17 protein-coding genes are annotated in these 20,915 nt (G+C 42.2%); 14 read left to right on the forward strand and 3 right to left on the reverse strand.

Annotated elements, in window-relative coordinates:
• The first annotated feature begins 12 nt into the window (after nt 1-12).
• Nucleotides 13-1,644 carry a formate--tetrahydrofolate ligase gene (locus tag AC1TO9_RS09875; protein ID WP_482059149.1) on the forward strand — a complete coding sequence of 544 codons (1,632 nt, stop codon included), beginning with the start codon at nt 13-15 and terminating at the stop codon, nt 1,642-1,644.
• Between the two features lie 413 nt (nt 1,645-2,057).
• Here AC1TO9_RS09875 and AC1TO9_RS09880 read toward each other — a convergent pair whose 3' ends face one another.
• On the reverse strand, nt 2,058-2,768 hold the full coding sequence (locus tag AC1TO9_RS09880; RefSeq protein WP_482059040.1) for a metal-dependent hydrolase: 711 nt from the start codon (nt 2,766-2,768) through the stop codon (nt 2,058-2,060).
• Between the two features lie 622 nt (nt 2,769-3,390).
• Here AC1TO9_RS09880 and AC1TO9_RS09885 point away from each other — a divergent pair.
• From AC1TO9_RS09885 to AC1TO9_RS09905, 5 genes are all read left to right on the forward strand, one after another.
• The gene (locus tag AC1TO9_RS09885; RefSeq protein WP_482059041.1) at nt 3,391-4,752 is read left to right on the forward strand and encodes an FAD-dependent oxidoreductase; all 1,362 of its coding nucleotides are present in this window, start codon (nt 3,391-3,393) and stop codon (nt 4,750-4,752) included.
• A gap of 313 nt (nt 4,753-5,065) precedes the next feature.
• The gene (locus tag AC1TO9_RS09890) at nt 5,066-5,230 is read left to right on the forward strand and encodes a hypothetical protein (protein WP_482059042.1); all 165 of its coding nucleotides are present in this window, start codon (nt 5,066-5,068) and stop codon (nt 5,228-5,230) included.
• 204 nt (nt 5,231-5,434) lie between these two features.
• A complete protein-coding gene (locus tag AC1TO9_RS09895) occupies nt 5,435-6,001 on the forward strand; it encodes a transposase (protein WP_482059043.1) in 567 nt (188 codons plus the stop codon).
• A gap of 30 nt (nt 6,002-6,031) precedes the next feature.
• Nucleotides 6,032-6,208, forward strand: a complete 177-nt coding sequence (locus AC1TO9_RS09900; RefSeq protein ID WP_482059044.1) for a hypothetical protein — start codon at nt 6,032-6,034, stop codon at nt 6,206-6,208.
• Nucleotides 6,209-6,237: 29 nt separating this feature from the next.
• Complete coding sequence (locus AC1TO9_RS09905; RefSeq protein WP_482056656.1) at nt 6,238-6,372, forward strand: UTRA domain-containing protein; 135 nt, start codon at nt 6,238-6,240, stop codon at nt 6,370-6,372.
• A gap of 83 nt (nt 6,373-6,455) precedes the next feature.
• Here the strand turns inward: AC1TO9_RS09905 and AC1TO9_RS09910 are convergent, their stop codons facing one another.
• A complete protein-coding gene (locus AC1TO9_RS09910; RefSeq protein WP_482056516.1) occupies nt 6,456-7,727 on the reverse strand; it encodes an L-lactate MFS transporter in 1,272 nt (423 codons plus the stop codon).
• A gap of 385 nt (nt 7,728-8,112) precedes the next feature.
• On the opposite strand from AC1TO9_RS09910, the gene AC1TO9_RS09915 reads away from it, so the two are divergent.
• From AC1TO9_RS09915 to AC1TO9_RS09925, 3 genes are all read left to right on the forward strand, one after another.
• Nucleotides 8,113-8,946, forward strand: coding sequence for a formate/nitrite transporter family protein (locus tag AC1TO9_RS09915; protein ID WP_482056517.1), 834 nt, complete (start codon nt 8,113-8,115; stop codon nt 8,944-8,946).
• 298 nt (nt 8,947-9,244) lie between these two features.
• Nucleotides 9,245-9,739: an N-acetyltransferase family protein gene (locus AC1TO9_RS09920; RefSeq protein WP_482056518.1), complete on the forward strand. Its 495-nt coding sequence runs from the start codon at nt 9,245-9,247 to the stop codon at nt 9,737-9,739.
• 172 nt (nt 9,740-9,911) lie between these two features.
• Nucleotides 9,912-11,588 carry a glutamine--tRNA ligase/YqeY domain fusion protein gene (locus tag AC1TO9_RS09925; RefSeq protein WP_482056657.1) on the forward strand — a complete coding sequence of 559 codons (1,677 nt, stop codon included), beginning with the start codon at nt 9,912-9,914 and terminating at the stop codon, nt 11,586-11,588.
• A 149-nt stretch (nt 11,589-11,737) separates the two neighbouring features.
• Here the strand turns inward: AC1TO9_RS09925 and AC1TO9_RS09930 are convergent, their stop codons facing one another.
• On the reverse strand, nt 11,738-12,976 hold the full coding sequence (locus AC1TO9_RS09930) for an MFS transporter (RefSeq protein WP_482056519.1): 1,239 nt from the start codon (nt 12,974-12,976) through the stop codon (nt 11,738-11,740).
• 590 nt (nt 12,977-13,566) lie between these two features.
• Between AC1TO9_RS09930 and AC1TO9_RS09935 the strand changes: the two genes are divergently transcribed.
• The 5 genes from AC1TO9_RS09935 to AC1TO9_RS09955 all read left to right on the forward strand — a co-directional run bounded on the left by AC1TO9_RS09935 (nt 13,567) and on the right by AC1TO9_RS09955 (nt 20,903).
• Nucleotides 13,567-14,250 carry a TorD/DmsD family molecular chaperone gene (locus tag AC1TO9_RS09935; RefSeq protein ID WP_482059045.1) on the forward strand — a complete coding sequence of 228 codons (684 nt, stop codon included), beginning with the start codon at nt 13,567-13,569 and terminating at the stop codon, nt 14,248-14,250.
• 816 nt (nt 14,251-15,066) lie between these two features.
• A complete protein-coding gene (gene cls, locus AC1TO9_RS09940) occupies nt 15,067-16,575 on the forward strand; it encodes a cardiolipin synthase (RefSeq protein ID WP_482059046.1) in 1,509 nt (502 codons plus the stop codon).
• Nucleotides 16,576-16,635: 60 nt separating this feature from the next.
• Nucleotides 16,636-17,700, forward strand: a complete 1,065-nt coding sequence (gene fni, locus AC1TO9_RS09945; protein WP_482059047.1) for a type 2 isopentenyl-diphosphate Delta-isomerase — start codon at nt 16,636-16,638, stop codon at nt 17,698-17,700.
• A 574-nt stretch (nt 17,701-18,274) separates the two neighbouring features.
• Nucleotides 18,275-18,424 (forward strand): hypothetical protein, encoded by a 150-nt coding sequence (locus AC1TO9_RS09950; protein ID WP_482059048.1) that lies wholly within the window; start codon nt 18,275-18,277, stop codon nt 18,422-18,424.
• A gap of 643 nt (nt 18,425-19,067) precedes the next feature.
• Nucleotides 19,068-20,903: a heparinase II/III domain-containing protein gene (locus tag AC1TO9_RS09955; protein WP_482059049.1), complete on the forward strand. Its 1,836-nt coding sequence runs from the start codon at nt 19,068-19,070 to the stop codon at nt 20,901-20,903.
• The last annotated feature ends 12 nt before the right edge of the window (nt 20,904-20,915 follow it).

Below are 20,915 nucleotides of genomic sequence, written 5' to 3' on the forward strand. Positions count from 1 at the left end.
TACGAAAACAGCATGAAGCCTATTATTGAAGTTGCCCAAGCTATGGGTATTGCAGAAGACCATCTGGAACTATACGGTAAATATAAATGTAAAATAAACCCCTCACTTTGGGAAGAAGTAAAGAATCGCTCAGATGGTAAGTTAGTCCTTGTGACTGCTATGAATCCGACACCTGCAGGTGAAGGAAAGACATTAACTACGATAGGACTAACACAGGCATTGAATGCGATAGGAGAGCCAACGATCGCTTCGCTTAGAGAGCCTTCGCTCGGTCCATGTTTTGGAATGAAGGGTGGAGCAACGGGGAGTGGCAAAGCCCAGATCGTCCCAGCAGATGATATCAATCTTCATTTCACAGGGGATATTCATGCTGTGACATCGGCGCATAATTTGTTGTCCGCGATGATTGATAATCACCTGTTTCATGGGAATGTCCTCCGCTTGAATCCAGGGCGGATTGTTTGGAAACGAGCGATGGATATGAATGATCGGAGCTTACGTAGTATCGTGACTGGGCTTGGAAGCGGGAACGGAAATGCGAGAGAGTCTGGTTTTCTTATTACGACGGCTTCGGAAGTGATGGCCATTCTTTGTCTGAGTGAAGATTTGTCTGATCTTAGGGGTAGACTCGGTAGAATGTTAATTGGTTATAACGAAGAGGGAGAGGCTGTGACAGCGGATCAGTTGGGAGCGGTCGAAGCGATGGTCGTTCTGCTCAAGGAAGCGATTAAGCCGAATCTTGTGCAGACATTAGAGGGCACTCCGGTGATGGTGCATGGGGGACCTTTTGCCAATATAGCTCATGGTTGTAGCAGCGTAGTCGGAACCCGATTAGCTTTGAAGTTAGCCCGAATTATTGTAACAGAGGCTGGATTTGGAGCTGATCTAGGTGCTGAGAAGTTTTTTGATATCAAATGTCGTCAAGCGGGTCTTGCTCCGGCAGCAGCAGTACTTGTCGTTACAGTGAAGGCACTTAAGTATAATGGCGGAGTTCCGAATAGAGAGTTAGACTATGCAAATTCAGAGGCGCTCAAGTTAGGGCTAGTCAATATGGAGAGACATATCGAGAACCTTAGCAAATTCGGAGTTCCTGTCATGGTTGCTATTAATCAATATGCAGAAGATACATCCGAGGAAATAGAACTAGTGAAGGAGCGTTGTTGCAAGCTTGGGGTAATGGTAGAGACCTCCACGGTATGGGCAGAAGGAAGTGTAGGTGGACGGAAGTTAGCGGAGAAGTTGGTTGAGATTCTGGACCGTGAGATGACGACCTTTGCACCACTATATGAACTGGAATTAAATATTCGTGCGAAGATTGAGAAGGTGGTGAAGGAGATCTATCGTGGACAAGATGTTTCTTACTCACCAGCCGCTCAGCGGGGTCTTGCGGAGATAGATCGACTGGGGTACGGGAACTTACCTGTATGTATGGCGAAGACACCGTATTCCTTCTCGGATCAGCCGCGCTTACTGGGAGCACCTGAAGGGTTTACGATCCATATTAGAGATATCTCCTTATCAGCCGGAGCAGGGTTTGTCGTCGTTCATACGGGGAACATCGTGACCATGCCAGGCCTACCTAAGTCACCTGCAGCTGAGCAGATCGCCTTGGATGAGCAGGGTGTTATTAACGGATTGTTCTGAGATTAGTATATGATGGGTTGTCAAGCCAGATACGACAGGACTTGGTAATCAATCTGTTTCATAAATGAAAGGTTTATATCCTAGGAAGTGCCTGGGGATATAAGCCTTTTTTCTTATCATATACGAGAAAGTATAAGTCATATTCGTGATCTCAAATTCCAGATAGACAGATGAGGATGGAGTAGTTGAAGAAAGAGCACTTATTTCAGAGGTAAAGATGGGTTAGAGAGGAGTAGTTGCAAAAGTACATTTAAAATAAGGGAAATGGTGATAAGTGATAGTTTTCCAGTAATTAAATGTACTCCATGCAACTAAAGTTAACATTAGCGGGATTTCACCAAATTTAGGTGTACAATTGACAACTATTGGTGACGGCTAGTGAAGTGAGGGGGCGGGAGGTAGGGACATCGGCCCTACAATAGATTACCGTTGCTCGAAACTTCAAGTTGTTCACCAGGAGCTAGAACTTGTCCACGCAATCCCTTATCCTTCAGTGAATGAACAAATGCGTGTGAATCCTGCTGAATGAGCGGGAAGGTGTTGTAATGAATAGGCACCGTCATCTTGGCGTTATACCATTCCGCAGCATGTAGAGCATCTTCAACACCCATAGTGTATCTATCTCCGATGGGGATGAAGACCACATCAATGTCATAAAGCTCCCCGAACATTCGCATATCCCCGAAGAGACTTGTGTCGCCTGCATGAAGAATCGTAAGACCCTCTGCGAATATAATATAGCCACCTGGCATTCCTGCATACATAATCCGTTGTTCGTCATCTAATACGATACCTGAACTGTGAAAAGCTTGAATCATTTTTGCTTTAGCAAATCCTAGATCAATGGTACCTCCAATGTTCATATCAATCGTTTGTACACCTTTCCAGGACATATACGTTGCGAGCTCTACATTAGCCACCACTGGAATATCATTTGCTTTGGCGATCGGTTCTGCGTCTAGAATGTGATCCATATGTGCATGTGTTAATAACACGGCATCGGTCTTAATTTCTTCTGGTGTTGTAACGGCCATTTCGTTGCCACGTAGGAATGGATCAATAATTAGGGATTTCCCCCCTGTAAAAATTTGAACGCATGAATGTCCATGGTATTTGATTTTCATATCATCTACTTCCCCTCTAATTATATTCTATGTTAATTGTACCCAATTAACCGCTTGTATAATAGGCTGCCTTGTACCTAATGGTATAATAGATTCATCTTACATAATGGAGAATTTAAATGACTAAGAATGAACGTATCAATTGTATGAAATGTCAGCATTTCTATGTTACATGGGATCCTCAATACCCTAAAGGGTGCAGAGCATTCGGATTTAAAACGAATAGTATGCCCAGCCAGACGGTTTTGTCCTCATCAGGTAAGCCATGCATAAGTTTCGAGCCTAAAGCAAATTCTAGAGTATAGGTTAATAACATAACGGATGCTCAAATCCCGTCGCACATGGCTTAACAATCCGTTATATAAAAGGCGTTTGCTGTGAAAGACGTTTCACACTCTGGATATGACAATAATCACTGGTAAGGCGCATTGGAACAAGGAATCCTCTATTTTAATCCTGCAAAAGGTGTGGTTGTGGTAAAGTCGAAAATGTGAACAATGTGAAAACTTTATCAAACTCTATTGCAATGTGAAAAATATCACACTATAATAAGGAGTATCAAGTGAAACATTTCACAACATAACAAGAAATAGATCACCCCATTTTGGAGGAGGAATAAATAATGAAAGTAGTCGTCGTAGGATGTACACATGCCGGAACCGCAGCCATTGTAAACACCGCTCAATTATACCCAGAAGCTGAAATTACCGTATATGAGCGTAATGATAATATATCTTTCTTGTCGTGTGGAATAGCGTTATATGTAGGTGGTGTCGTGAAAGATCCACATGGACTGTTCTACTCTTCCCCAGATCAATTAGCCACGCTTGGAGTCAACACAAATATGCGTCATGAAGTGACAGGTATAGATACGGATAATAAGAAACTCACAGTACTCAACTTGGTCAGTGGTGAACAATTTGAAGATACTTACGATAAATTAATTATGACGACGGGATCATGGCCGATTATTCCGAAGCTTGAAGGAATTGAGTTGGACAATATATTACTTTGTAAAAACTATAACCACTCGAATACGATTATCGAAAAAGCAAGTCAAGCTAAACGTATAACGGTTGTCGGCGCAGGTTATATTGGAGTCGAGCTCGTAGAAGCTTTTCAAATGAATGGTAAAGAAGTGACATTGATTGACGGTGTCGACCGTATTCTTAACAAATATTTGGATCCTGAATTCACAGATGCTATTCAAGAGACATTCCAGAATAAAGGCATCAAGCTTGCATTGAACCAGACGGTGACTGCTTTTGAAGGAAAGAATGGTCATGTGAATAAAGTTATTACAACGCAAGGGGAGTATGAGACAGACCTTGTCATCCTGTGCATAGGCTTCCGTCCAAATACGGAGTTGCTGAAAGGGCAAGTGGATATGCTTCCAAACGGCGCGATCATCGTTGATGACTATATGCAGACGAGCAAGAAGGACGTCTACGCCGCGGGAGATAGTTGTGCGATTCGTTACAACCCAACTGGTAAGAGTGCCTATATACCACTAGCTACGAATGCTGTACGGATGGGGACGCTCGTTGCTCGCAACTTGATGGCACAGACCATTCCTTATATGGGAACGCAGGGTACATCGGGTATTAAAATTTATGAAGATAACATCGCTGCTACTGGGTTGACGGAATTAGCTGCCAAAGAAGAAGGCTTGCAAGTAGAGACGGTGACCATTACCGATCAATACCGTCCGGATTTCATGCCTGATGCAGAGAATGTAACCTTGAAGGTTGTATTTGAAAAAGATTCGCGTCGTATTCTAGGTGCCCAACTGATGTCGAAGGTAGATCTGACACAATCGATTAATACGATCTCGGTATGCATCCAGAACCGAATGACCATTGATCAGCTTGGATTTATTGATTTCTTCTTCCAACCGCATTATAACAAGCCTTGGAATTTCTTGAACACCGCAGGTTTACAGGCATTGCCTGCTATCGCTAAGAAAGAGACTGCTTTAGTCTAAGAATGATATGAAAAGGTTGATATTTTTAAAAACAGTAAGTCATGGGGATTCCCTTTGGCTTACTGTTTTTTTTAACATAATAGAAAGTGTATGTATTTTTGAGGATTTCCCGTTCGACCCACCATATTCCATGGATAATCTCAAATTCCGGATGTAAATCAGTGGAATTGCATAGAGTGGCAACGTTAAAGTGATGAATAATGCTTCACGCATGAAGGTAGTTTAGCTGAGGCTCAAATAGATGCGTAAAGTGCATTTAATTAGCAGGAAAAGTAGGGGAAGGGAGAATTAGTTGTCAAAACTACAGTTAAAAATGGCGAAAACGCTGAAAAGTAGAGTTTCCAGTAAATTAGATGTACTCCATGCACCTAAAGTTAGCTTCAGAGGGATTGTGTTGAAATTAGATGTACTCCATGCACCTAAAGTTAGCTTCAGAGGGATTGGGCTGAATTTAGATGTACTCCATGCATTTAATTAGCAGGAAAAGTAGGGGAAGGGAGATTTAGTTGTAAAAAGGACAGTTAAAAATGGCGATAACGCTGAAAAGTGGAGTTTCCAGTAATTTAGATGTACTCCATGCAACTAAAGTTAGCTTAAGAGGGAGTGGGTTGATTTTAGATGTACTTATGAGACTGTCGATTAATTACAGCTGGTTGAGCAGCTCTCATTTGGAGATATTGAGGTGTATTCGGTTTTGCCTGTTCATCCCATATGGAGTCGCGCGGAACAACTGCTCGATTTCAGCTTTGCCGATCGCATTTGCGCACCGTTATACACTTCCCGTGGTGCTAGACCTTATGCCCCTTCTCTCAAACTGAAGCTTCACATCGTACAGCGTTATTACAATCTTTCTAACCGCTCATTGTATAACCGGTTCATTTCCGTGTGCGATGTAGAAGAATTAAAACCGAAACTGCCTAGCAAGCCGACACAGGCAGAACTGGAAGTGGCCTTTAGCAAGCTGGTCATCCTTGCCTATAATGTACTCTATGGATTTGAAAATGAGACGATTCAACCTCTGTTTTGGTCATGGGTAGATTCTAAACGTCAACTCGTATCATTGGAGCTTCAGGCTTTCCTTTACCGCATCCTGAATGAAAATACCTATGCCGATTCATCTGATGATTCGGATACCGTGTATAAGAAGAAAGCGCGTAAAGACCGTCCGAAGGATCGATTGGTAAGCGCAATAGATCCTGATGTGCGAGCCGGTTACAAAAACAAACATGCGCCATTTCTGGGCGATTAAATACAGGTTGTACTTGAGGCTGACTCCTGGTTGGTCCTCGATGCTGAACCGATTGCAGGTAATGAAGACGATGGTCAACGCTTGCTTGAACTTATTGAAGCGGTCTGTCACGAACATCACGTTCGCCCCAACGCCATTGCAGCAGATACCGCTTATAGCTACGGCAGTCATCGACACGCTCTTGAGAAGGAGATCATTTCACTGTAGCAGCTGCAACCGCTGAGATAGAAGAATGGCTGTCTGTTCCAGCAGGAACAGCGATGCTCAAACGTCTACGTTATTCCTACGATGCCAATGGCAGGTTAATTGAATACAGCGTGGGTCATTATAATTCAGACATGCAACACTATATTGTTAACTACGACGTATAGCAAAGTACGTAGTCAAACAAAAGCGCCCTGGTCATTTTCTATCACCAGGGCGCTTTTTTATATATTCGTTATCCGTTCGGTTATTAGGCAGATGCCTTAGTCGTTTGTTTCGGTTGATCTAGTTTACCGGCTTGGATTTTATGAATATTTAATTTCATTGCTATTGAAGCGAATAGAGCAAAACCTAGCATGATTGCAAATATATAGAAGGCTTGATTATAGCTGTTCGTTGTGTCGAAAATATATGCTACAACTAGCGGTCCTGCAATCCCAGCCATAGACCAGGCAGTGAGAAGATAACCATGTATTGCACTCAGTTGCTTCGTTCCGAACAGATCACCGATAAAGGCAGGTAGCATGGAGAATCCGCCGCCATACATAGTAATGATCAGGAATATTAAGGCTTCAAAGGCAAACTGATTGGATACGTTAGGAAGAATGAGAAATGCAATAAGTTGAACTGCAAAGAATGCTACAAATATGTTTGATCGGCCTAAATAGTCGGAAAGTGCGGCCCATGCAATTCGGCCTCCACCGTTAAATAACCCCATAATTCCAACCATTGCAGCAGCTGCGATGGGTGTCATACTCACTTTATTCTGAGCCATAGGAGAAGCGACGGATATAAGCATAATACCTGCTGATATATTAACGAACATCATAAACCATAGTAACCAAAAGCGAGAAGTCTTGATCGATTCCGTTGCTGTCAATTGAGCTAGATCCTGTTTGACAACAATCGGTTTTTCCTTTACTGCTTGTTTCATTGAATCTGGCATCCAGCCTTCTGGTGGCTTACTAATGTAAGATGCTCCTAAGAACATAAGGACGGCGTAACATGCCCCCAAGATAAAGAAAGTGTTAGAAAGACCTACCGACACGATTAATTTAGCTGCAACAGGACTTGCAATTAAGGCACCTGCTCCAAAACCCATAACAGCCATACCTGTAGCTAATCCTCTTCTATCTGGGAACCATTTAACTAAGGTAGACACGGGAGAGATATACCCAATCCCTAATCCCATTCCGCCAAGTACTCCATAGGTCAAATAGAATCCGATTAGAGATCCAGCAGATATTGCAATTCCACTACCAATCAGACCCGCAGTGAATAAACAAGCTGCGAGCATGGCGGACACTTTTGGGCCCTTCTTTTCAACAAATTGGCCAAAGGTTGCAGCTGATAAACCTAAGAAGAATATGGCAATTGTAAATGAGAAGGCAACCTGTGTCCCTTCCCAACCTAATTTTTCAGACAGCGGATTTTTAAATACACTGTAGGCATAAGTAGAACCAATGGATAAATGTATGGCAATTGCAGAGCAGGCAATTAACCAGCGGTTTTTTGTCTTCATGACGTATTCTCTCCTCTATAATTATGAAATATCATTAACCCCTATTTAATCATGGCTTATGAGTAGTAACTATTAGATATATCACAAATTTAAGTAAATTTAAATATGGAAAATCCGTGAATATATAAGGGTTCCCGTTATTTTTTTCACGCATAGTGAATCCCATTTTTTTCCTTACAATAAACAGTTATAAATATAGATGAAAAAGATGGAACAAACCCTGCGAATGCAAGTTTCATAATTTTCTGTAACTTAGATCATTTTAATGGTATTTCAGAAATGATATGATTAACAAATCATTTATCATTAACTTATTTTCATTTTAAATTTTAACTAATGGACTTGATATATCACTTTAACATCAAAAGGAATAGGGGATAGGATCATGACCTATTATAAACCTCAGCAAATTGCTGAAGTAACAGTAGAGAGCGGGACGAAGAAGGCACATAATCGACTTTCGACGGTACTTGTTCTTGGTTTCTTGGGAGGCGCATTTATTGCGCTAGGATATTTACTGGATATTCGTGTTACTGCAGGAACTTCAGAAGAATGGAGTTCTCTTTCTAATTTGATTGGAGCAGCGGTGTTTCCTGTAGGACTCATACTTGTACTTTTAGCTGGTGGGGAATTACTAACGGGGAATATGATGGCAGTGCCTTTAGCGCGTATAGCGAAGAAGATTTCTACAAGAGAGACATTTAAGAACCTTATATTGATCACATTGAGTAACTTTATAGGAGCTGTATTCGTTGCTTACTTCTTCGGACATATCGTTGGTTTAACGGAAACGGGCATGTATTTAGAGAAAGTGGTGGAAATGGCAGGGCACAAGTTAGACGTGACATTCCTTCAGGCATTTGTTTCGGGGATCGGTTGTAACTGGTTAGTGGCATTAGCTGTATGGCTGTCCTATGGAGCGGATAGTATGAGTGGGAAAATCATGGGAATTTGGTTCCCGACGATGGCTTTTGTGGCTATAGGCTTTCAACACGTTGTCGCGAATATGTTCCTGATCCCGGCGGCTATCTTTGCAGGTTACTATTCTTGGGGAGAATATGTAATGAATTTCGTTCCTGTGTGGCTAGGTAATTTAACCGGTGGGGCAATTTTCGTTGCTCTTGCGTATTGGGTGGCCTATCTACGTGATCCTCAAGTAGTCCCAGTAGCACATAAAGTTCAATCTTCACAAGTAAATGCACTGCGTAAGCATGCTTAGGGAACACATAATAAAAGGACTACAGTATGAAATTGAGCTTATACTGTAGTTCTTTTATTTAAATAGAAGAGATTGGATACCCTATTTCTTATAATTCGTCTGAGACGGATACTGAATGATCGATGTTGACGTTAGCGAGGATAGTGACGGCGATGAAATAGTTGTAGATATGGTACTTGTTTTAGACTTTGCACAATAATTGCAGGGGACTTATGATAGAATCAACGATAATAATTTTGAGATGCTGGCCAGTAGCGGTCTAGTTTCGGAAGTAAGGTTTTGAAAAGAGGTGAAAAAGATGAAGCTTAATGAACAAATGTTAACGATCCGCCTTTCAGAAATGAAAGATGCGCAGCAGATTATGGATTTAGACGCTGTTGTATGGGATGATTATAGCTCTCCGGAACCATTAAATTGGACTTCTCGCGAGGACTTCCTACGACATTGCCAACCTGGTTCGCAGTTTGTAGCCTTCATTGATCAAAGACTTTGTGGTTATGTTGGCTTTCGCTATCCCACATTGATTAAAAGTAATCGCCATGTATATGAGATTAATATAGCCGTTCACCCACAATATCAGCATGGGGGAGTTGGAACAAGGCTGATGGAAACGGTAAAGGAATGGGCAACTGAACAGGGGATGAAGAAGCTTAGTTTGCGAGTTCTGGCTTCTAATTCGGCTGCTTTGGAGTTTTATGATAAATGTGGATTTGTTAGAGAAGGTCGGCTTGTTAACGAATTCCATGTGGGCGGAAGGTATGTAGATGATATTCTGATGGGGTACCTATTGTAATAGGAAGTCAATACTTCGTGATCGAAGAATGAATTCGACCGCTCTTAGCATATGCTTTCAAGGAATGTATCAAGGTGTCATGATTGAACAATACGCATATAACAGGTATATTTGTATGAAGCTAGTGTATAAAGGACGAGACAGAAAACTCAAGGATGAAAGGTTGATTGTAATGGAGAACCCAAGTACACCTCCCAATTTTATTAAGACTATTATTACGGATGATCTGAAATCCGGTAAGGTGAAGGAAATTTTGACGCGTTTTCCACCAGAACCTAACGGGTATTTACATATCGGACATGCTAAAGCGATCTGGATTAGCTTTACTTTAGCAGCTGAGTTTGGCGGGAAGACGAATCTACGATTCGATGATACCAACCCGATTAAAGAGGATACAGAATATGTGAAATCCATTCAGGAAGATGTGAAGTGGCTCGGATATGAGTGGGACGAGTTACGTTTCGCCTCAGACTATTTCGATGAGATGTATGATCGTGCAGTCATCTTGATCAAGAAAGGCAAAGCCTACATTGATGATCTCAGTGCCGATCAAATTCGGGAGACTCGTGGAACATTGACGGAACCTGGGAGTAATAGTCCTTATCGCGATCGTAGTGTGGAAGAGAATTTGGCTATGTTTGAAGGGATGCGCGCAGGCGAATTTAGTGATGGTGCAAAAGTATTACGTGCCAAAATTGATATGTCGTCACCTAATATAAACTTGCGTGATCCGGTGATCTACCGTATTTCTCACACTCATCATCATAATACAGGGGATAAATGGTGTATCTATCCGATGTATACTTTCGCTCATCCATTAGAAGATGCTATTGAAGCTATAACACACTCCCTTTGTTCGTTGGAATTTGAAGATCAACGTCCTTTCTATGATTGGGTTGTAACAGAATGTGAAATGCCGAATATTCCTCATCAATACGAATTCGGTCGTCTGAACGTGGGGCAGACTCTAACGAGTAAACGGAAGCTGAAGTTACTTGTAGATCAGCATCATGTGGATGGCTGGGACGATCCACGGATGCCGACGATCTCGGGCTTGCGTCGTCTGGGATACACTCCTGAGGCGATCCGTAGCTTTATTTATGAGACGGGTATCTCTAAGAGCCAAGGTGTCGTAGATCGACAAATGATGGAGCATTTTGTCCGCGAAGATCTGAAGCTGAAAGCACCACGTACGATGGCAGTATTGAATCCACTCAAAGTCGTAATTACCAACTATCCAGAGGATCAAGTAGAGCTACTGGAAGCGGAGAATAATAGCGAGAATCCTGAAATGGGTAATCGTCAAATTCCATTCTCTCGGGAAATATATATTGAGCAAGAGGACTTCATGGAGAATCCACCGAACAAATACTTCCGATTATTTCCTGGTAATGAAGTTAGATTAAAGAATGCCTATTTCATTAAATGCAATGAAGTAATTAAGGATGAAGAAGGTCATGTTGTCGAAATTCATTGTACCTACGATGTTGAGACGAAGAGCGGAAGTGGATTTACTGGACGCAAAGTGAAGGGAACGATCCATTGGGTCGAGGCCACTCAAGCTGTTCCTGCTGAATTCCGTTTGTATGAGCCGCTTATATTGGATGAGGAAGCGGAAGAATCTATTGATGAGACCCAAGAGAAGACGTTCCTTGATCAAATCAATCCGAATTCGATGGAAATTATCCAAGGCTATATAGAACCTGGTATGAGAGATGTAGTTGCTCAGGATAAGTTCCAATTTTTCCGACATGGATACTTTAACGTAGACTCTAAGTACTCGACGCCAGGACATCCGGTATTTAATCGCGTCGTTTCACTCAAAAGTTCATTTCCAATAACGAAATAAAGACAACAACTTAACAAGTATAAACAAGCCCGCAGTGATGTATCTGCGGGCTTGTTTATTGACTAAGAATGACCGGCTGAATTCAATATTCGATGTTGAATACGCCTCTCACTAACCTCGTGATCAAAAGATGCCCTTTTGAACTTCCTCTAATAGAGTGGATCCTCGTCAGGTTCCCCTTCGTGAGTTGTACCAGGTAATTTATAACCATGTTTTCGAATGAGTGACCAGATCTGCGCAAAGCCAGCGGCGCCGATTAAGGAGAATAGCATACCCGTCTTATACATGGCTTCTGCACCAAAGCTTTGAAATAACCACCCTCCAACAAATCCACCAATCACGCCTGAGAGACCACTCCATGAGAGAGTATATACGGCTTGGCCCGTTGCACGAAAAGGACGAGGGATCAACAGCATCGTAAGCTGGGTACCCACGTAGAAGAATCCACCGAATGTCACACAGTGCAGAATCTGAATGGCAGCGACTTCTAACGGAACTGTAGCCTCAGCCATGAGAAGCCAACGCAGACTGAAAAGCAGACTTACTAAGGCAAGGCAACCGAATAGCCATGATATTTTACGTTTCATGAAACGATCAAACAAGAAGAACATCCCCATTTCAAACAAAGAAGACAGGAATACTGCTAATCCAACAATTCGTTTAGATCCACCAATTTCCGTTATATATAATGACATAAATGTATTATTCATAGCATTCGGAACAGATACTAGAACACCCAAAAGGATAAAGAAAAGAAAGTATGGATTAGTCATGATCGCTGCAAATCCTTTAAGATTTAACTTTGGAGTGTAGGAAGAACGATGCAAGGGTGGAAGAAGCATTACCATCCCAATGGTCAAGATAAGAAGAGCAGTAAATAGGGTTGATACTCGTGATATCCCCGTCGAGTCAAGGATTTGTCCTGCTGCAATGGCGGTTACTGCCCAACCGATAGACCCCCATATGCGGAAACTACCAAATTTATGAGGTGTATCCTGAATATATCCTAGTATAAGACTGTTACTATGAGAGAAGAGAGGTGTCTGAAAGAAAAAGAATAAGGTCATTGTTAAATACACCATAGGATAGCTATCAGCTTGAAAAACAAACTGTATCAGCAACACGCTTCCACTCATCATAATGACGATAATACGTCTCATATTATGCAAGCGGTCACCCCAGCTTCTCCAAAAGGGATTAGCAAACAAAGAGACGAAGGGCCCGAGAGCCATTAGACTACCAATTTCAAATTTCGTCATGCCGACATCATGAAGATAAAGTTGAAAAAAGCTAGTAAAGAGCACCATGGAGCCATATAGGAAGAAATTGAAAAGTCTAAGTGACGTTAAGGAAGATTTGGTTTCTATGGGTTCATTCAATATGTACATTCCTTTCCATAGGAGGAATAGTTGAGCCCTATTATACTTGGCTTAACCAAAGATCATCCTAAATACGAATTGTTAATGGTTATTTATGGTGTTTAGATCAACCATTCCACTTTAACATGTGTTGAAAAGGGATTCAAACCAACAAATTTCCATATCAGCATAAATTCATCATTTAGTGCAAAAAAGGAGGGAAAGAAATAAAAAGGACTGGTAAGCGCTTACAAAATAAGTTATTATATATTTATAAGGTGACGATTCCCCCTAGTAATCGTATGCCGGAATTTCAATTGATATGATTTCCATCGCTGATGGAAGTCATTTTTTTTGCGAAATATAAAAAAGTATAAGTTTCACAGAATACGATATTTCTTATATATCCCTCGAGACGGGTCCATCTTTGAAAAAAGGTGACTTAGTTGGTTCTCCTAGTAAAAAGAAATGGTTATAATATCGTGAAGAATGTCACATGAGATATCTAACATTTGATGTATTATGAATATATAAGAAAGCGCTACCTTTAAAAGAACAAATATATGATGTTTATTGTATCGTCTCGACTCATTGCTAGGACATAAAGGGGGTTGAACTCTGTGTTACTAACCATGGAACTTGTTAAGGATACTGAGGAATGTGTACGCTGGAAGCAAGGTAGAGGCTGGGTATATCAATTGCTTATAGATTTCTTGGGGAGTCCGCCAAACTTGTCACTCGTTGCACAATGGCGACAGCATATAGTTACTAGGGAGGAAATTCTGTTAACAGAAGGCGGTCAACTGTTGAAGAGTTACTTATCCGATATTATGCCAGGTCAACTTGCAAAGGTTTGTGAATTGGAGAAGGCAGAGTACCAACGTTTATTTCACTGTATGCGTCCCATATTCCCATCGCTATGTGAAAGCGATTATGTGAGTAGGTTGAGTGAGAAGGATGTGGACTGTACTGCTGACGTTCGTGAGATTTACGTTCAGTCAGGTATTGCATTCAATAAATTGAACCATGAACAGGACGATAATATTTCGCTTGAGCTTGAGTACATGGCTATTCTTGCTGAACGAGCATCAGATGATCGACGAATCAGGACGGCACAACTAGAATTAATTGATGATCAGATTCAGTTCTTAGAGGAACATCTAGTGAAGTGGATTCCAACCTTCGGTGAAGATTTAATGTGTCTAGCACAAAGTCCGATGTATACCGCTATTGGAAGTATTCTGAAGGACTTTATACCGTATGATATGGCTATGTTACGTGTATGGAGAGAGGAACTTGCCTAGTAGAAGTTGCTTGAGAAGGCATCTTTGACCATTAAATATATGAAGATAGCTTTAAGCTGATTCCTCAAGCGTGAACAGGAGTCGGCTTTTTTGGTATATAGGAAAGTATAAGTTTCACTCGATACTATATTTCTTAAATTTCCGCTGAAACGGGTGCCTTAAAGCGATACGAAGTATCGCTTTAAGGCACCCGTTTCTACTTGTGTATCTTATATTTCCACTGCTATTCCTCTTTCCCATACTATAAGAAAAAGGACATACGCCCATTTCAGAAGTAAATGGGTGTACGTCCTATTGTTGATGCAATAGTCATTATGGGTATCTTAATTAAGTACTTTAGGTTTGCTGAATTTTATTAGTAATTCATACACGATAGGTACGATAACTTACAGATCTATCAGTTTCAATATAAACTTTATAGGTTTTGTTCTCAACTTCAATTTCAGTTAGAACCGGACGCTACCGAACAGGGCTTAGCTTCAGAGTGATCTGCCCAGCCGTAAGACCTAGTGAACTTAACTTCTGCTGATCAGCTACAATCGTGTATTGATCATAGCAAGTGGATAGACTAGACTTTGCCTATTCAAAATGTGTCGTATCTTTTTGTACAAGTCTCAGGATCTCATCGGACACTGGCTTAATATCCTCTAAGCGATCTCCGAATACGCTAACACTAAGTCCACTGCCGAGCATTCTCATCTACTATTCATCTAGATAGGCAAATATGGGAAGCATCATGTACAATAGTTAAGGGTATATGTTATAGATATTGTTATATGTTTAATCCAAATGGGAATGGAAAAGGTGAGGAAATATATGAGACGCGGGTTGCAAGTTGTATTAATTTCAGCAATTGTATTCGCATTTTATTATTTTGGATTTGGTGTTGTAGGGAGGACTGCGGGAACGATTGTTAGTGTGTTCTCAACCCTAACGGTTATTTCTCTATGTTTCATGATCTCTATGGAGAATCGGAATCCTTCGACAACGATGTCCTGGATATTGTTACTTGCATTAGTGCCTATTGTGGGCTTAATATTCTATTTCTTGTTCGGACAGAACTTCTTCAACCGTCGGAAGTACGACAAAAAGGCGCTACGTGATATGGAAGCATACGAAAGAATCGAGAATGAGGAACTTCGAATTCATCAAGATCTTTCGAAATTTACAACGCGTCAGCAACAATTTCTGAAATTATCCCAACGGTTGGCACGCACTCCAATCTCTTTCTCTACAGAAACAACGATTCTTACGAATGGGCAACAGACCTTCTCAACTTTGCTTACCGAGCTTGAGAATGCCAAACATCATATACATATGGAATATTATATATTTCGAGCAGATGATATCGGAACGCAAATTCAACAAATCCTGATCAATAAAGCGAAGCTGGGTGTTGCGGTACGATTTATGTATGATGCAGTGGGTAGCATTCAGATTCCCAAAACCTTCTTGAAGGAGATGGAAGAGGCTGGTGTGAAGCTGGTTGCTTTCGGTAGTGTCAAGACGAATTTCTTCTCTAGCCGCGTGAATTTCCGAAATCACCGCAAGATTGTTGTGATAGATGGGGGCGTGGGCTTGATCGGTGGGCTGAACGTGGGGGATGAGTATCTAAGCAGAAGTAAGACTTACGGATTCTGGCGAGATACACATATGCTTGTTAAGGGAGAAGCGGTTAGAACACTTCAAATTATTTTCTTGCGGGACTGGCTTTATATGACAGGAGAACGATTCCTTGAGCAAGAGTATTTGTCACCAACACTGACTAGCGGGAATGATGGTGTTGTTCAGATGATTGCGAGTGGTCCAGATAATGAGAGACGTGTACTTCGAAATCTCTTCTTCTCCATGATCACTTCAGCGGAGAAGAGTGTATGGTTAGCGACTCCGTATTTTATACCGGATGACGATATATTAACGGCACTGAGAGTAGCTGCTCTAGGTGGCGTGGATGTTAGAATTTTATTTCCTGCTAAACCTGACAAATGGGTTCCGTTCTTCGCTTCACATTCCTATTTCCCAACGTTGATGGAAGTTGGGGTGAAGATCTACGAGTATGAGAAAGGGTTCCTCCATTCTAAACTGTTGATCGTCGACGGTGAAGTAGCGACTATAGGAACGGCGAACATGGACATGCGTAGCCTGAATTTAAATTTTGAAGTGAATGCTCTTCTCGTAAAGACATCTAGTGTTCAGAAGATGGTTGCCGACTTTGAGCGTGATCTATTAACAGCTAATTTAATGAGCTCAGAACAATTGAAAGGCAAGAAAGTATGGGAGCGGATTCTAGAATCTGCTGCTCGTTTAATGTCACCATTGCTCTAGGAAGTTCACAAAAGTTGACCTTTTTGGACAACCTTTATAGCGGATGAAGGAGGAGAAATCATGATGATAAATAAATCAATAAACTCTTTAATGCCTGAAGTACCAACGGGTGAACGCAAAATAGAACATGTACGCTTATGCTTAGAAGAAGAAGTAAATGCAAGCGGTATAACAGCAGGCTTCGAACGATATCGTTTCAAGCATTGTGCGCTACCAGAGATTAATTATGATGATATAAATATCAAGTCAACCTTCTTAGGAGCTTCGCTACGCACACCGCTATTGATCAGCTCTATGACTGGAGGAAGCGAGACGACGGGAGCTATTAACGCACGCCTGGCTGAGGTTGCTGAGCGACGTGGTTGGGCGCTTGGAGTCGGATCGATTCGTGCTGCGGTGGAGCAAGAAGATTTAGCATACACCTTTCGTGTTAGAGATAAGGCACCGAATATTCCTATCATTGCTAATCTGGGAGCGGTACAGTTGAATTATGGATTTGGATCTGATCATTGTTTGCGTGCTGTAGAGATTGCGGGTGCGGACATGCTGGTATTGCATCTAAACGGACTGCAAGAGGTTTTTCAGCCTGAAGGCAATCTGAACTTCAGCGGATTATTATCACAAATCGAGAAGGTATGTCGCGAACTTACTGTCCCTGTAGGTGTGAAAGAAGTAGGTTGGGGCATCGATGGTGAGACTGCGTCGAGATTGTATAATGCGGGTGTTGCATTCATAGACGTGGCAGGTGCTGGTGGCACCTCGTGGAGCCAAGTCGAGAAGTTCCGCAACCGCGACGAGGTTCGGCGCGCGGCAGCGGATGCCTTTGCGGGGTGGGGAATACCCACCGCGGAATGCATCACGGAGGTGCGAGAGGTGTCCCCGCACGGAGGATTGATTGGCAGCGGCGGATTGAATAGCGGTGTGGATGCCGCTAAAGCAATAGCGCTTGGCGCCGATCTCGCGGGGTTCGGTCGCAGCTTGTTGGCGGCCGCTGTGGAGTCCGAGGAAGCGTTGGACGCGACCCTCGCGAGGGTGGAGTTGGAGCTACGGACAGCGATGTTCGGCATTGGCGTCGCGGATATTTCAGCACTCCGTTCAACCCAGCGCTTAGTGCGGGTGAATTAGTAGTAAGATGCTAGGAAGGTGCAGGAAGGTGCTGTGAAGGTGCTGTGAAGATGCTAGTAAAATGCTAGGAAGGTGCAGGAAGGTGCTGTGAAGGTGATGTGAAGGTGCAGGAAGGTGCTGTGATAGATGCGGAAAGCACCAATGAGTGTCGTAGTCGAGCAACTGTCGAATCCAGGGACTTCCCTGAGCTAGGTACTCCGTGATCCCCGCATAGTGGAATAGATGTGTAAACTGCACTTAAATTAGTGGAAAAGATGTGTTAGCGAGGAATAGTTGCACTACCTACAGTTAAAATTGGCGATAACGATGAAAAGCCAGGTTTTGAGTAATCTAGATGTACTCTGTGCAACTAAAATTAGCGTTAGAGGTAATTGGTCGGATTTAGATGTGCTTTTTGCAACTATTGCAATATCTCTGTGAAGACCTAGGGGGAATTCCTTTGGTTTGGATAACGTGAGTTAATTTGGAATATATTAAAGAAGCGTAATATTCACTAATTCACACTCCGGGAGACATCCAGGTTATGAGCAATAAAGATGAAGATATGCTTCCAATGTCGTAGGAAACGGTCGAAGTGGAAGGGGTATACGAGAATGAAGAAGGACGAGAGATGTACTTGCGTAGAGGGGAAGAGTTCCCTTCCGATCTTGTGCTAGGAAGAACGGAATGGAAGATGACTGAATTCGCCCTTGAGAATCATTCCGAGAGCCAACCTGAAACCTGAGAAGCATCGGATACCCAAGAGAAATAAGGAAAGCGGACAATGAAATAACAGACGCCCTCCACCGCAGGATTTCGAAATCTAAGCGGGGGAGGGCATTTGTTATTAAAATATAAGAAAGCACAAGTTTCACTTGAATCAATTTCATAATCGCCAAAGCAGCTAAATTGGATTGCGTAATGATGAAATTTATTCTTGATACTCTAATTCTTATATTTCCGCTGAAACGGATGCCTTAAAGTAATACGAAGTATCGCTAGCATCGGAAGCATAATCTCTTTGAATAAGGACGGCATAGCCAGTTCTACTTGAAATATAGGAAAGAATAAGTTTTCGTTACTTTTATCCCCTATATTTTTGGACAAACGGCCCTTCTTCGCATAAGAGAAGGACGGTGAAGCCGTTTATCTTTATATAAGGAAATAAATATTTGTATCCACATATGTGGCGGAAGTGAAGGGATTTGATACACTAGGGAAGATAGGACTACTTATTGTGGTATTAGAAATAGAGCGGCCGGGTAGCTAACTCGTGAATACATCCTTTGAAGGGAGGGAAGTAAAGAATTCGAGACTCATCCGTAGAAGGGAACACGCAACGTGAATTCCCCTCACGACTACAGTCGCGAGTGTCCTTTACGCAAATCATGAAGTCATTGTTGAAAGCGCTACAATATGGTACGGAAATAGCTGGAGGGAATGGGAGAGAGCTTCTATTCTCAGAGGGGCGGAACAAGGCAACCTGGGGTAGAATCTCCACAGATTCCTTTTATTCTGAGATGATTTGTGAAATTCGTGAGCTTGGCGAGAGTCTTCTAGAAGAGCCCATGCCTGTCATTCCATTTTCATTGTACAAAATGTTCGATACAACTGGTGACCGAGAATTATTCCAGAATGCTTACTTCGAGCGAAGACGTAGGCTAGATGCCTTCGTGTTCCTATCCTTATTGGATGAGGATGACAAGTATATAGCCGCCTTAGAGGATGTTCTTTGGGCTATTTGTGATGAATATACATGGTGTTTACCTGCTCACTTAGGCGGAAGTCTATCGCTGAAACATGATGAGGCACGCGGACATCGAGAGGTGCTAGATTTATTTGCAACTGAAACAGCGTTTTCTTTGAGCGAAGTGATTCATTTACTAGGGAAACGTTTATCAGAAATCGTTGTTCATCGTGTGGTGAAGGAGATCAAGGAGCGAGTATTAGAATCCTATGCTTCTCTCAAACCATCAAGCTGGTGGGAGACGACGGATATGAATTGGGCGGCGGTATGTGGTGGGTCTATTGGAGCGACAGCGATGTACCTGATTCAAGAGGATGATACGCTAGCGCCACTGCTTCATCGAGTGTTGGACACTATGGATTGTTTCTTAGACGGCTTTGCAGCGGATGGGGCATGTCGCGAAGGCGTGGGATACTGGGCCTATGGTTTCGGATATTATGTTTATTTCGCAGTTCTGTTGAAGCAGAGAACTGCTGGAGAGATCGACTTAATGCACAATAATGACAAGATCAAATCAATCGCGATGTTTCAGCAGAAATGTTATTTAAGTAATAATTACGTAATCAGTTATTCGGACACACCTCTTACATATCAGTATCAGATCGGTCTGACTCATTATCTTAAATCTCTTTTTGAGGAAATCGATGTACCTCCCTTTGAGTTTCATTCAGGTCCTTGGGGTGATCATTGTTTCCGATTCTCTCATGGTATTCGTAATTTACTGTGGAGCAGAGAAGATTATGTTACAGATAAGCTACCCGAAGCTTGTTATGTATTAGAAGAAGCGCAGATCTTCATTCGTCGTAGTGAATGGAACGGTACGAACGTCGCTTTCTCTTTAAAAGGTGGCCATAATGCTGAACCGCATAATCATAATGATATCGGTAGCTTTATTCTCCATGCTGGAGAACAACCGATCTTTGTTGATCCAGGTCTCGGCACGTACACGAAGGAATACTTCGGTGATCAACGTTATTCCATGATCTATAATGGTTCGCATGGGCACTCCGTCCCGATTATTGAAGGGCTCCGTCAACAGGAGGGAGAACAATATGCGGCACAATGGGTTCAGATTGCTCCTTCTGAAGAAGGAGATGTCTTAGTTCTAGATTTAACGAATGCGTACAAAACGGACAATCTCATATCATTGACCCGAAGGTGTCGATTTCATACCGATACGCTTCGTATAGAGGATGAATATAGCTTCGCTAGAACGCCTGTCTCGATTACAGAAAGATTCGTTACTTTTATTGAGCCAGTACTTCAGAAGGATGGAGAAATTGTGCTACAAGCGGGGAATGGGATCTCTGCAAAGTTACACTATGACGATAATGAATTGGAATATCGCTGTGAGCGGGTAGCGTTTTTACCTGAAACTACGAACCAGTCTTTTTTATATTTAATCGATTTAACGGTAAAAGAACCTAAGTGTGAGCAGATTGTAGCTGTGAATATAGAAATTTACTCGCACGTATAGATGGCTATGCTG

This window comes from Paenibacillus sp. Y916, assembly GCF_056786435.1.